The organism is Nostoc sp. (assembly GCF_036917975.1).
Lineage (GTDB): Bacteria > Cyanobacteriota > Cyanobacteriia > Cyanobacteriales > Nostocaceae > Nostoc.
This window is the reverse complement of record NZ_JBALEJ010000081.1, coordinates 1-14,398: the sequence shown is the minus strand read 5'-3', so window position 1 is coordinate 14,398 and position 14,398 is coordinate 1. Positions and strand designations below refer to the sequence as shown.

Below are 14,398 nucleotides of genomic sequence, written 5' to 3'. Positions count from 1 at the left end.
ACGTAAATAGCGATCGGAAATATCAAATTCCATGACTTTTACCAATTACCCAATTACGTCGGAAAAACCGAGCTAAAGCTGATTCTTCTAAGGATAGATGAATTGGGCGGCCGTGGGGACATGTGCGGGGATTGCGTGTGCGTTGCCAATTATCTAAAAGTGTCTGCATTTCTTGCTGGTTCATGGGTGTACCGTTACGAATGGCACTGCGACAGGCGACGGCTACTTGGGCTGTTTGTAAGTCGCCTCCCCAACTAAGTTCTAAAATTGCTTCTGCACAGTCGTCTCGCGGCTGCAAAGGTGCAGGTATGTTACGGACTGCCCAAAGTTGTTCGCCAAAGGGTTCTATTTCTAAACCAATGCGTTGCAGTTGCGATACTTGCGCTGGTGACAATTGATAAAGAATAATTGGCGGTTCGACAGGGACAAGTTGCCAATCATCGCATAATTGCTCATACAAAACTCGTTCATGGGCAATGTGCTGTTCTACTAACCACATACCACCTGAATGTTCCGCCACAATATAGGTGTTGCTAACTTGAGCGACAGCTTTTAAGGAGTTAGGAGAGACGCGATTAATCGCGTCTGTACAAGAGTTAGGAGTTTTGTGATTTTCGTTGGGATTTTGAGGATTGAAATTGTAGCCGCCTTTAGCTTCTGCCGCTTTGAGTAATTTACTAACTCGTGTTGTGTGAACAGCTTCTTTGAGATTGGTAGAAGATATGCTGAGTGCTTGGTTAATTGCTTGGGTAATTTGCTCTTGCCAATAAACGATTTCGTTGAGGTAAATTTCTGTTTTTGCGGGATTGCGATTCCAGTTAATTTGATCGGGGGAAATGGCAAGATGTAAGAAACAAATTGGATAGCGATCGCGCGGCAATGTTCTGTGAAATGCTGATAATATGGTTTGCTCTAGTTCCGGTGTCTTAACCATTCTGCCGTTAATGGCTACACGTACCCAATCTGGACGATGACGATGAGTGCGATCGGGTAATCCTACCACTAAAGTGAGTGCTGAGTGGGGAGTGGGGAGTGGGGAGTGGGGAGTGGGGAGTGAGGAGTTAGAAGTGCTGAATTCTGAATTCTGAGTTCTGTTTTCTGAGTTTAGTGGGTTAGGTATTTCGAGTTTTATTTCTTGCAAGTCACCTTGTCGCACTTGCGGTAAAATCTGCGGTAGGAGTTGCCCTGTTGTGGCAGCTGGACAGATGGTGAACCATTGACGATCGTTTTGCCAAATCTGCCAGGTGATGTGGGGATGACAGAGGGCGATTTGGTGAATTGTGGCTTGCACAGCTTTCATTTGCTGTGCTGTTGTGGGTAATCCCTGACGACGAGATGAGCAATTACCGAAAAGATGAGAAACTGTAACTACTGTACCAGGTGCGATCGCAGTTGCTTCAACTTGCACAACTTTCCCACCATCGCCATAAATCATCCGCCATCCCAATTTTCCGCCTACAGGACGACTCAAAATTTCCAAATCTGCCAGAGTCGTTAAACTGTGCAACGCCTCACCACGAAACCCCAAACTGTGAATTTTCCATAAATCGGCACTAGAGCGAATTTTACTCGTGCTGTGGGCTGTGGCTGCTTGTTGTAAATCATCTAGATTCATTCCACAACCATTATCTGCCACACGAATTCGCCATTGCTGCGGCCATAGAGAAACCACAATTCGCGTTGCACCTGCGTCTAGGGAATTTTCTACCAATTCCCGCACCACAGAGGCTAAAGAGTCGATTACCTCTCCAGCTGTAATGAGATATACGACTTCTGTTGGTAGAGCTTGAATAGTAGATGCCATAAATTATAGTTTATAGCTTCTGGGGGAGATGGGGGAGATGAGGAAGATGGGGAAGTGAATCTTATGAGAGATTTTTATTAATTATCTCTAGATAGTCGTTAATTACTTTCCCTGATTGCCAAAACTTTAGGTGGTTCGGGTTTGAGTAAACCGTTCAACAGGGATGCAGGAGGTTGACTATAAGGCCAAGCAAAAGCATGACGGAAAGCTGCATCTTGACAAGCGTGTAGTTGTTCAAAACTAATAATGTTGTAAGTCAAGAGATTTTCATACTCAAATGGTAGACGCACATTGTGCAATCCAGCATTATCAGTACAGATAGCGATATCAACCCCAGCATCAAAACAACGGTCAAAGACTAATTTGAGTTGACGTATATCTTGCAAAGTACCAGTTTTCAGGTAAGTTGTGGGGCAAACCTCTAAACACTGTCCGCGTTTAGCCACATCATTAAGTAACTCTGGATATAGTAAGGGAATTTGGATGCCGTGACCGATTCGCATTAGATAGGGTAACAGTTCTGGGTAACAACCGGCGGTGGTTTCATATAGATGTCCCGTGGTGTTAACGCCTAGCGATCGCGCATAATCATATAGACTAATCCATTCTTCTAAGCGATCGGCGTAATAGCTATCACCCCCCGCTACATCTACTGCACAGACATACTGTTGATTTTGCGCCGCCAAATCAATAATCGCCTTGTTCACCTCATAAGGTAGGCGTGTGTGCATACAGAGAATTTGGCTAGTAACAATCGGATATTCTGGCTGGTGGCTGGCAAGTCCTACTACTTGCACAATTTCTGCCATCTTGTCAATTCTTTCGGATTGACTCAAATGCTCAGGTGTCCGCAGATAAGGAGTATAGCGCAGTTCCAGATAAGCCAAATTCTCAAAGATGTAAGCACCGCGCACCAAACGATAGATAAAGTAAGGCAAAGTCTCCACAGTTTGCACACTTTCTACCAGGGTGTGTAATTCTAGATACTCATCTAGGGTGTTACGTGGACGGGTATAAAAATCTTCAAATTCTGAATAATCAGCAAAGCGGGAAATCAACTCCGAAGCATGTCGCTCGAAATATTGCCATAAAACTCGTGGTACAACCGAGCCGCCCAGATGTCTATGTAATTCAGCATATAAAGCCATAGTGGTATTTTTAGGTAAAAATTTCAATAATTGTAACAAATAGTTTTGCTGATGTTGAAGCATGGTTGGCTGAAGTTTTTGGTCAATCTATGCTCTCGAAAAGAAAAACCCTATTCTCGGAGTTCGTTGACGACACAAAAACTGCATGAGCGAAAAACGCCTAAAAAGGCACAAAGTCAAGGAGGCAGGAGGCAGGAGAGGAGCCACCCACAAGGGGTGGGGCTTGAACCTTCCCCCAAAAATGTTAATTGCCCACAAGGGGCGCGGCTTGAAACCCTCTTGGCTTTGTCAACAGCCTAGTTTAAGTCCCCAGCAATACAGGCAACCCGTTTTGGGTCGGGGTCTAAATCCCCGTCTCAAAACGTAATTGCGAATTGCGTTAGCGCAGCGTAAAGCCTTCGGCATGGCTTCGCTTAGAGCGAGTCTTCTCCCAAGGGGAGACGCTAAGAGCGAACGAGCGTCATTGCGAATTGCGAATTGTTTTAATCAATGCCTAAAACGACTCCTTTATTCTATTTTGTTAAAAATTCTTGAATACGGTTGATAAATTCTTCTAATTCTGAAATTAAGTTGTTAGTACCTCTCAGGTCTTGATCGTTAGCTAGTTGTTCTAGTTTGTTAGCGGCTAGATACATAGCTGTGGCTCCAATGTTGGCACTAGCACCTCTAAGGTGATGGGCTTCTCGTGCTATTTGCTCAAAGTCATTATGTGCGATCGCTATTTTAATGATCTCTAAACGTGGTTTAATATCTTCAACGCATAATTGCAATAGATTTAGTTCAAATTCTTGATCATTTCCCGATATCTGATGCAACTGTTCCCAATCAATTGCTAGATCATCTGTGCCGTTGTTTGTGGTGGAAACTACTTGTTCATACACAATTGTCTCTTGTTGGGAAGAAATCACGCCTATCCAATGCTCTAAGGTGGCAGCCAATTTTTCTTTAAAAACTGGCTTACTCAGATAATCGTCCATTCCGGCATTGAGACACGTTTGTTCGTCTTCTTTCATCACATTCGCCGTCATCGCAATCACCACAGGACGATGACCCAGGGCAAAGGCATCTTCTTGCCAACGATGAATTTCTTTTGTGGTTTCCAAACCATCAAGAATTGGCATTTGGCAATCCATTAAAATCAAATCGTAAGGAATTTTTTCTAATAGCTGTAAAACTTCCTTGCCATTAGCAACGACATCGGCTTTATAGCCCAAACTCTGGAGTTGCTTCAAGGCTACTTTCTGATTCACCAAATTATCTTCTGCTAGGAGAATTCTTAACTTGGATTTAGTAGAGGAGTTAGGAAAAGAGGAAGCAAGAATGTCTAAAGTTTCTGGACTCTGGATTTCTTTAGTAGCCTCTTGTTCTGATTCCGACTGCACTCCTAAAATAGTCATGATGGTATCGAGAAGTCGTGATGGTCTAATGGGTTTGACCAAATAAGCAGCAAATCCGATTTTGAGTGCCTGTTGCACTTCATCCCGTTGATTAGTAGAGGCAACCATAATCAAAGGGATCTTAGCAAGTGCAGAATTAGCTTGAATTTGTTCTTTGATTGTCATACCATAAGTTTGGGTTCTTTGCATATCAATTAAGGCGATATGATATGGTTTCCCTTGCTCATCAGCTTGCTGAATAACTTTCAGGGCTGCAAAAATATTGTCAACATGATCTACCTCCATTCCCCAATGAGTAGCTTGATGGGAGATAACTTTGTAATTAGTAGCGTTGTTATCTATTATTAACAAGCGGCGATTATGTAAAAGTGGGCGTTCGCCCTTGGCGTTGGCGAAGCTATCGCATTTCGGCAAAACAGGTTCAACTTGCTTGGTAAAAAGTACCTCAAACCAAAAATTAGATCCTTTTCCTACCTGACTTTCTACCCCAATCACTCCTCCCATCAAGGTGACAAGTTGTTTACAAATAGCTAATCCCAAACCGGTACCACCATATTTGCGAGTGGTAGAAGCATCCACTTGAGTAAATGGCGTAAAGAGTTTGCGTTGGTCTTCAGGGCTAATGCCAAGACCTGTATCTGTGATGTCAAAATGAATGGTGGCTGTAGTTGCGGAAAAGGAACGCAATTCGGCTTGCACCAATACTTCGCCAGCGCTGGTAAACTTGATCGCATTGCTGATTAAATTCATCAGAATTTGCCGCAGCCTACCCGTATCTCCTTTGAGGTGGGTTGGGACGTTATACTCAATCAGTGCGGCAATTTCTAATCCCTTGTTATGGGCTGAGGGAGCCAATAATTCCACCACTTCTTCTACACAAGTGGATAGATCAAAATCTAGAGTTTCGAGAGCCATCTCTCCCGCTTCAAGTTTGGAAAGATCCAAAATTTCGTTGATTAAACTTAAAAGGGCATCTCCACTACTGCGAATTGTTTCAATAAAATCTCGCTGTTCTGCATCTAAGGGAGTATCTAATACCAAGCTGGTCATCCCCAATACAGCGTTCATCGGAGTCCGAATTTCATGACTGATATTTGCCAAAAAGGCACTTTTCATCTGAGAAGCTAATTCCGCTTGGCGACGGGCAATTTCCAGTTCTTGGCGCTGACGAGTTTCTGCTGCTAATAGTTGGGCTTGAACTAAGGCAATACCTACTTGGTCAGCTATTTGTCGCAAAAGATGAGTTTCAAAGCTAGACCAGTGGTGGGAATCGTCACACTGATGAACTATGAGCAAACCGCGCAGTTCTTCTTTGACAAGAATGGGTACAACCAAATTGACTTTGACGCCAAACTGTTGTATGAGTTCTAGATGGCTTTGTTCAACTTCCGGCAGATCCAAGTTATTTAGCTCTAAAATCTGTCCTTGGCGGTACTGCTGTAGATAATATTGTTGTAGATATTCCGCTTGTAAATAAAGGGGAGTAATATTTTGATCTTTGATCGTTGGTAAGCCAGAAACTACTGCTTCAGTAACGGTAGTTCCAGACTCATCTGGTAAAAATTGATAGATCAAAACTCGGTCAGTCTGGAGAATCTTTTGTACCTCCTCAACAGTGATTTGGAGAATTTCTTCGATTTTCAAAGACTGGCGAATTTTGAGGGTAATTTCGGTAAATAGTTGCGATCGCAAATTTTGGCGTTGTATTTCTTCTTCAGCCTGTTTACGCTGGATAAATTGCCCCACTTGTTCACCGATATAATTCATTGTTTTGACCAAATCTTGGTCAGGCTGATGGATTTCACGGTTGAAGCAGGTAATGACACCAAGGATTTTATGGTCGCTGCGGATTGGAAAACCAAAAGCTGCGCGTAGTCCGACTTTAGCAGCAATTTTGAAATTAGGGAAATTAATATCTTTCGCGATATCAGCAATCCAAACAGGTTCGGAACTAGCCCAAACTCGGCCAGGTAGTCCCACTCCTGGCGAAAAGGTGGTTTGCCGCTTCAGTGATTCAAACTCCTGCATTTCCAGAGATGCTTTATGCCAAATATCGAGAAAACGCAGCACGTTTGCTTGCTCATCGACCATCCAAATTTCACCCAAATCCCATGCCAAACTCTCACAGATTCCTTGCAAGATTTGGCGAGTAGCTTCGCCCATCGTGGCTGACTCTGCTAAGACGCGGGTTGTAGCATATTGGGCAGTTAGATGCTGTTCTGCGCGTTTGCGATCGCTGATGTCAGTGCCAGTGCTAATAATATATTCCACTGATCCTTCATAGTCTTTTAAGAAGGTATTCGACCAGGCAATCAGTCGCCGACTACCATCCTTCATTACCCAATAGTTTTCGTACTTCAGGAAGCCTTCACCAGTTAGCAATTGGTTAAAAACTCCTTTGACTGGCTCCAATTCTTCAGGAATTAGGAATAAATTCCAGAAATACCTACCCCTCACCTCATCGAAGGAGTAACCAGTTATTTGCTCACAAGCTTGATTGAAACGAACGATTTTTCCTTGAGTGTCGAGAACTACTACCAACATGCCGACTGTATCAAGGACTGTTGAGATAAAATTGCGTTCTTGATTTAAGGTTTCTTCTGTTTTTTTCCGCTCTGTAACCTCACGATAGATGAAGTAGTAGACTACAACGAGAACAATAAAACTTAGGCAGATGGCGATCGCAAGTATCAGAATTGTGTTGCGAATCCGAGCCTTTGTTGTTTGTAATTGCTGCTCAAGCTGTCCCCTTTGCTCGTTTTCCATCTCATCGATCGCTTTGTGGATATCATCCATGAGATTTTGCTGATTATTTTTCTGTAGTACTAGCAACGCCGTCTCTAATCCCTTACTCTGGCGCAAGTTGATAGTCTGTTTTAGTTCAGCAAGTTTAGCCGTGATGATAAATTCAAGGGTTGCAATCTGCTTTTGTTGGTTCGGTTGATCTGCTGTTAAATCCTTCAGGTTGGCAATTTCTCGATCGACGTTAGCAAGTGCTGTTTGATAAGGTTTTAGATAAATTTGTTCTCCAGTGAAGATATAATTACTTTGTCCAGTCTCGGCATCTTTGATTTGGGACAGTAGTTTTTCTAGGCTGTTGATTTTTTTATAAGTTTTTTTTATGGTACTGCGATTATTAGTAGATACTCTTGTATTTTGATAAGAAACCACGCCAATCAGAACTACCATTGCCGACGCCAAAGCAAAACCTGCTGCAATCTTTTTGAAAAATTGCTTGCGTACCCTCTGCGCCTGTTTGCCTTTCTTGGTAACAAATACCAAACTTGCCAAATTTCGGCGTAATTCCAGTTGCTTAATCACATGACGACCTAAGGTTCGCAATGCCTCCAGTTGTTCTGGATTAAGTTCTCGTGGTACGTAGTCAATTACACATAGGGTTCCTAGCGCGTATCCCTCAGGGTTAGTAAGAGGTACACCAGCATAAAACCGAATATTTGGGTCAGATATTACCAGTGAGTTTGTAGCAAATCGTTCGTCATCTGTTGCATCAGGCACAACCAAAACGTCAGGCTGTAGAATAGCATGGGCACAGAATGCCAAATCTCGGTGTGTTTCTAAGGCTTCCATTCCGACTCTTGACTTGAACCACTGGCGATTTGTATCAATTAAGCTAATTAAGGCAATAGGAGTCTGACAAATATACGAAGCTAAATGGGTAAGATCGTCAAAGGCGGCTTCAGATGGCGTATCCAGAATCTTATATTCTAAAAGCGTCTCAATTCTCTGTGCTTCGTTATCAGGTAATGGTGCTTTCATCCGTGAGCCTTATCTACATTCTGGGGATTGGGGACTGGGGACTGGGGGGAGGCAGGGGGAGCAGGGGAGAAATCAATTCAAAATTCAAAATTCAAAATTCAAAATTAAAGAACTTCTGCCTCCTGCCTCCTCTTTCCCAATGCCCAATGCCCAATTCAACAAACTTACTTTAATTAATGACAATAGTTTAGTTAAAAGTGTTAGCGTAATTTCACTGAGTTCGACTTATTAAATAATCGGTTAAATGATTAAGTCACTACTGTATTTTTTGTGGGCTGGTTTCTTTGAAATTGGGGGTGGCTACCTGATCTGGTTGTGGTTACGCGAAGGTAAGCCTTTGTGGTGGGGTCTATTGGGAGGAATTGCTTTGGCTTTCTACGGGGTTCTTGCAACTCTCCAATCGGCAAATTTTGGCAGAGTGTATGCAGCTTATGGTGGCGTATTTATTGCAATGGCAACGCTTTGGGGCTGGAAGGTAGACGGGGTAACTCCAGACCGCTACGACTTAATCGGAGTATGTTTAGCTCTAGTAAGTGTATTAATTATCATGTTTGCTCCGAGAACTTAAGTAAATTTTCTATATTATTTTTGACCAATAGCTTTTATATTATTCCCTTTAAAACAGACGATCATCTCACGCAAAATTGCAAAAGTTTTTTTGTAACTAAGCGATGAGAATCAGGCAAGTAGATATCTACGCGTTTATACGGGAGATTAGGAGCGAAGTTTTGAATTATTCTGTTGTGTCATTGCGACGTTCGCTCTTAGCGTTCCCGCAGGGTAGGAAGCAATCGCAAAATTTTGGTAAAAAACTACAGTTCTCAAGTTTAGACGAGGTTTAACTAAAAATTTGGAATTTTGTAGCGCTGGAATAAAATGCTATTTTTCAAAAAAAAGATGCAGTGATTGCATCGAAACACCCTTATTTCGATCTTGGCAACTACAATCAGGATTATATTTTTGTTAACATTTCCAGAAAATTCAGGTTAAGTAACTTTAAAGACAAAAATGTGTAGCTAAAAGTAATCAAATGTAGTTAAGTATACAAATCATCGGTGCTTAGGAAGAGAAAGAAGTGTTGAAGAAATTTGTGATGATTGGGGCTATGACCCTACTGTTTTTGGCAGGGCCGTTGATGGGCGATGCTTTTGCCCAAACCCCTGCTGCTGCTGCTCCACCTACTGCTGATACTGGAGATACGGCATTTATGCTGATTTCAGCAGCGCTCGTACTACTAATGACACCAGGATTAGCGTTTTTCTATGGTGGATTTGTGCGATCGCGCAACGTCTTAAACACATTGATGATGAGCTTTGTGTTAATGGCGATTGTCGGAGTTACCTGGATTCTCTGGGGCTATAGTCTTTCTTTTGCGCCAGGTTTACCGTTTATCGGTGGATTACAATGGCTTGGGTTGAATGGTGTCGGATTAGAGATAACCAATTATCTTAAAGGGTCAAATCCGCCGGAAGTCGTCTCTTATGCCGGAACGATACCCCACCAGGCATTCATGATCTATCAAGCCATGTTTGCGATTATCACCCCAGCCTTAATTTCTGGAGCGATCGTAGAACGGATGAGTTTCCGCGCCTATTCACTCTTTGTCCTACTGTGGTCAACCTTTGTTTACGCCCCTCTAGCTCACATGGTATGGGCAAAAGGTGGATTTTTAGGTTTGTATGGTGGATTGGGTGCCCTCGATTTTGCAGGTGGCACAGTAGTTCATATTAGTTCCGGTGTTTCAGCCCTAGTAGCAGCGATCGTCCTTGGGCCTCGGAAAACCCATCCCGATCGCCTTAGCCCACCGCACAACGTTCCATTTATTTTGTTAGGTGCTGCCTTGTTGTGGTTTGGTTGGTTCGGTTTCAACGCTGGTAGTGCCCTATCAGTTGCTAGTGGAACTTCTGGCACTGTAGTTACAAATGTGGCAACCACAGCCTTTGTCGCCACCAATGCGGCGGCGGCAGCAGCGGCTTTAATGTGGTTAATTTTGGAAGCAGCTTTGCGGGGTAAACCAACCGCCGTAGGAGCAGCAACAGGAGCCGTTGCTGGTTTAGTGGGCATCACTCCCGCCGCCGGATTTGTCACACCGCTATCAGCGATTTTGATTGGTTTCATCACCGCCTTTGTTTGCTTCTATGCCATTAGTTTCAAGCACAAGTTAGAAATTGACGATGCTTTAGATACCTATCCCGTGCATGGGGTTGGTGGTACAATAGGGGCAATTTTAACCGCAGTCTTTGCCACAACTCAAGTTAACGGTGGAGGTAAAGAAGGAGTACTGCGTGGTAATTTTGGTGAATTGGGAGTTCAACTAGTAGCAATTGCCGTTGCTTATGCGATCGCAGGTGTTGGTACGTGGATTATTCTCAAGGTGATCGATGCTACAGTCGGGCTGCGAGTTAAAGAGGAAGCAGAATTGCAAGGTTTAGATATCAACGAACACGGCGAAGAAGGTTACAACTCCGAGTTTGGCGATCGTCCGACTCAGTAGGGAGTCATTCAATTTTGGATTTTAGATTTTAGATTTTAGATTTTTCTTTCAATCCAAAATCCAAAATTCAAAATCCAAAATTGGGCTAATTTGCGATCGCTAGCGTTAAAATTTGATTCAAATAATTGGTAAATTTCGCTAGTCGTGTCTACTTCTTTGAAAACCTTTCCTCTCTGGGCATTTTTCTCGCTGTTAACCAACGGCATCCTAATGTTGGCGGTCATTCTGCTAATTTCGCAACAGCAGAGATTGGGCGCTTTTTTTGGGATAATAACATCCCCAGAGCCAATCAACTTAAATAGCGATCGCTCAATTGCTACACCTGATTTAGGTCGCCGTCACCAACTCACTTACCAGGAGTGGGTAGATATTCTCAAGCAAGAAGCCAAGGTCGCTGCTGACCAACGTCCTCCGCATTTAAGCATCCTGGTGGGAGATTCTCTGAGTTTGTGGTTTCCCCCTGAGTTATTACCTGAGGGTAAAAGTTGGCTCAATCAAGGAATTTCTGGCGAAACCAGCAATGGTCTCTTGAAAAGATTAACAATATTTAACCGCACCCAGCCAGAGGTGATTTTTGTGATGATTGGCATTAATGACCTGATTCGGGGGATGAGTGATGGAGAAATTTTAGATAATCAACGGCAAATTATCAATTACCTCCGAAAGACGCATCCCACAGCACAAATTGTTGTTGAGTCGATTTTGCCACATGGGGCAGAGGACGCAACCTGGAAGGGACGAGGAAACCTATTGGCTGTTGCCAATAGTCGCATTCGCGAGTTGAATCAGCAACTACAAAGCATCTGTACCAAAAAAGGTGTCAAATATCTCGATTTACATCCCCTGTTTACCAACAAACAAGGAAATCTCCGCCGCGAATTTACTACTGATGGCTTGCACTTAAGTCCTGAAGGTTATATAGTTTGGCGTTCTGCATTGCAGATTTATAGCGAGATCGAATTAAAACCCCAGCAAGAAAAAGAGGGTAAAAGGTTAAATAATTCGTAATTCGTAATTCGTAATTCGTAATTAAGTTTTGCGTTAGCGAGTACTCGAACATCGCGTCCGGGGATTTAGACCCACGTACTCGGTTAAAGTGAAAATGGTAAGGGCATTCAATCCGTTAGCCCCTTTCCATTAAGCCTTTCCCGCTCTCTGATAATATCTTTGAAAACTCTGTATAAATCGCGTCTGGGCACGAGAAAATAAGAAATAGTGGTTTAAGTAGACAAATCTCATGGATACAAAAGCTTTTAAGCGCAGCCTCCAACATTCAGAAAATTACAATCGCAAGGGCTTTGGTCATCAAGCAGAAGTTGCTACTCAGTTGCAGTCAGAGTATCAGAGTAACTTGATTCAAGAAATTCGCGATCGCAATTACACTCTACAACGGGGCAATGTAACAATCCGACTAGCAAAAGCCTTTGGCTTTTGCTGGGGTGTAGAACGGGCTGTAGCAATGGCTTACGAAACCCGTCAGCACTTCCCCACAGAAAAAATTTGGATTACTAACGAGATTATCCACAACCCTTCTGTGAATCAGCGAATGCAGGAAATGGAAGTAGAATTCATTCCCGTTGAAGGAAAGAATAAAGACTTTTCTGTTGTTGGAACTGGTGATGTCGTCATATTACCCGCCTTTGGGGCTAGCGTTCAAGAAATGCAGATACTTCACGATAAAGGCTGCAAAATTGTTGATACTACTTGTCCTTGGGTATCTAAAGTTTGGAATACAGTAGAAAAGCACAAAAAAATTGATTATACTTCCATTATTCACGGTAAATATAAGCACGAAGAAACAGTTGCAACTAGTTCCTTTGCTGGCAAGTATTTAATAGTGTTAAATTTGCCAGAAGCAGAATATGTTGCTAGCTATATTATCAATGGTGGGAACCGTGAAGAATTTTTGACCAAATTTGCTAAAGCTTGTTCAGCAGGATTTGACCCAGATCGAGATTTAGCAAGAGTTGGCATTGCCAACCAAACTACCATGCTTAAAGGTGAAACTGAGGAAATCGGTAAGCTTTTTGAGCGGACTATGTTGCAGAAATATGGCCCGATTGAGTTAAATCAGCATTTCCAAAGCTTCAACACCATTTGTGACGCTACCCAAGAACGTCAAGATGCCATGTTGGAGTTAGTGGAAGATAATTTAGATTTAATGGTAGTAATTGGTGGGTTTAATTCATCGAATACTACTCAGTTGCAACAAATTGCTTTTGAGCGGAAAATTCCTTCCTATCACATTGATACTGTTGAACGCTTAAAATCAGGAAATTCCATTGAACATCGACAATTAAATGGGCAGTTAATAACTACAGAAAATTGGTTGCCAAAGGGAGAAATTTCTGTGGGAATTACTTCTGGTGCTTCCACGCCAGATAAGGTAGTAGAAGATGTGATTGAGAAGATTTTTGCAGTCAAAAAATAGACTAAATCCCCTCTCTCCATTTCCTCCTGAAAGGTGAGAATCTGGTTAGAGGGGAATGACATTATACTTGTTGCAGCGATGAGTAGCATTTAGCTATTTAATTGTCAAAGTCTCGTTTAGTTTAAGCAGCCATTGATAACATGGCTCATCAATTGGGGCAATTTCCCTACGTCGCTGCGCTAAAGATTCTGTGTAAGCTATGAGCCAAGCAGAAGCAAGTTCTTGCTCAGTTGTTGTTTCTTCTGCCAATGTACGAGCAAACTGTAGCCCTACCCATTCTTTAAAAGTAACTATTTCCAGGGATATCCCAAATATTTCTTCAATTTCATGACATCTAGGCATCAGTTCATCAATTCGTTCAGCTTCAAGACTTGTAACGAAACCAGCCTTTCTAACAGCCGGATGTACTTCCAGTTTTTCTGATAATTCTTCAATCTCATCTCGCAAGTATGACTTACCATACTTGGCATCCCAAGCTTCCACAATTTGCCTATCCTCTAAAAGTTCAATATCACCAATGTTGCCATGCTTCTTATTAGCTGAACGCATTTGCGAAAGTGGTTTTAGCAAACTGTCGGGGAAAACTTGGTATTCTTGCATAGCCTGCATTAAGCTATGCATAGCTATCTCCATTAAACGAGCCGCATAATCAGATTGATTAATGTGACGCAGTATGAGACTTAATGAAATGCCTTTATCAATAACTGTTGCTTCTAGAAATAAGGTCAGATTCTCAATAGTTTGTAAAGCTAATCTTCTAAAGTTATCTGCTTGATTGAGTAGTTGCGAAAGAAGATAACGCAGTGCTATTTCAGAAACTACTTCGTCTTTCTCAATTGCCTCAACAAGACTTACCCACTCAGAACGCGCGCCTCTCATGTTGGCTTTATATACCAGGGTTAGCGCATCTCAAAGCCTATTGACAAATGGATTCTAAGAGAGTGTTGAGTTAGGGAAAGCCGCCGCCAACACAGAAAGCATATACTGATCATTCATAGCGGCTTGCCGAGACTTTTGGCGAATACTGCGGCAAAAAGATGATTCTCGCTCTAAGGCATTAAGAGCAATGCGACGTAGCAAAGAAAAATTTTGTGGACTGTGCAGAGAACGAATTCGACATTCATCCTCATTGAAAGTGACATCTAATGTCCAATGAACAGAATTTTCAATACCCCAATGTTGTCGAATGGCACTACCAATTTTGTGAGCATCACTCTTCAGACTAGTAATGTAAAATTGCACCTCCTGGGTAGTTTTATTCCAATGCTGAATTGAACGCACTACCATCACGACTGTTGTTAGTCCTGCCCACAAATTTTGTTCATGAAGTGCAGGAAGTTGTGACAC

9 protein-coding genes are annotated in these 14,398 nt (G+C 42.5%); 4 read left to right on the top strand and 5 right to left on the bottom strand.

Annotated elements, in window-relative coordinates; genetic code table 11:
* Positions 1-22: 22 nt before the first annotated feature.
* The 3 genes from mutL to V7K76_RS28120 form a co-directional block, all read right to left on the bottom strand.
* Entirely contained in the window at positions 23-1,804 is a 1,782-nt protein-coding gene (gene mutL, locus V7K76_RS28130) for a DNA mismatch repair endonuclease MutL (RefSeq protein WP_334776002.1), read from the bottom strand.
* 98 nt (positions 1,805-1,902) lie between these two features.
* Positions 1,903-2,952, bottom strand: coding sequence for an adenosine deaminase (locus tag V7K76_RS28125; protein ID WP_334776113.1), 1,050 nt, complete (start codon positions 2,950-2,952; stop codon positions 1,903-1,905).
* A gap of 512 nt (positions 2,953-3,464) precedes the next feature.
* Positions 3,465-8,126: a GAF domain-containing protein gene (locus tag V7K76_RS28120; RefSeq protein ID WP_334776003.1), complete on the bottom strand. Its 4,662-nt coding sequence runs from the start codon at positions 8,124-8,126 to the stop codon at positions 3,465-3,467.
* 244 nt (positions 8,127-8,370) lie between these two features.
* On the opposite strand from V7K76_RS28120, the gene V7K76_RS28115 reads away from it, so the two are divergent.
* The 4 genes from V7K76_RS28115 (at position 8,371) to V7K76_RS28100 (ending at position 13,051) form a co-directional block, all read left to right on the top strand.
* Positions 8,371-8,694, top strand: coding sequence for a YnfA family protein (locus V7K76_RS28115; RefSeq protein WP_334776004.1), 324 nt, complete (start codon positions 8,371-8,373; stop codon positions 8,692-8,694).
* 537 nt (positions 8,695-9,231) lie between these two features.
* Positions 9,232-10,620, top strand: coding sequence for an ammonium transporter (locus tag V7K76_RS28110; protein WP_442936238.1), 1,389 nt, complete (start codon positions 9,232-9,234; stop codon positions 10,618-10,620).
* Between the two features lie 144 nt (positions 10,621-10,764).
* Positions 10,765-11,628, top strand: a complete 864-nt coding sequence (locus V7K76_RS28105; RefSeq protein ID WP_334776006.1) for an SGNH/GDSL hydrolase family protein — start codon at positions 10,765-10,767, stop codon at positions 11,626-11,628.
* A 229-nt stretch (positions 11,629-11,857) separates the two neighbouring features.
* Complete coding sequence (locus tag V7K76_RS28100) at positions 11,858-13,051, top strand: 4-hydroxy-3-methylbut-2-enyl diphosphate reductase (RefSeq protein ID WP_334776007.1); 1,194 nt, start codon at positions 11,858-11,860, stop codon at positions 13,049-13,051.
* Between the two features lie 93 nt (positions 13,052-13,144).
* On the opposite strand, the gene V7K76_RS28095 is transcribed toward V7K76_RS28100, so the two are convergent.
* Both V7K76_RS28095 and V7K76_RS28090 read right to left on the bottom strand, forming a co-directional pair.
* Complete coding sequence (locus V7K76_RS28095) at positions 13,145-13,930, bottom strand: hypothetical protein (protein ID WP_334776008.1); 786 nt, start codon at positions 13,928-13,930, stop codon at positions 13,145-13,147.
* 54 nt (positions 13,931-13,984) lie between these two features.
* On the bottom strand, positions 13,985-14,398 hold a 414-nt coding region (locus tag V7K76_RS28090; RefSeq protein ID WP_335030265.1), incomplete at its 5' end, for an ISAs1 family transposase.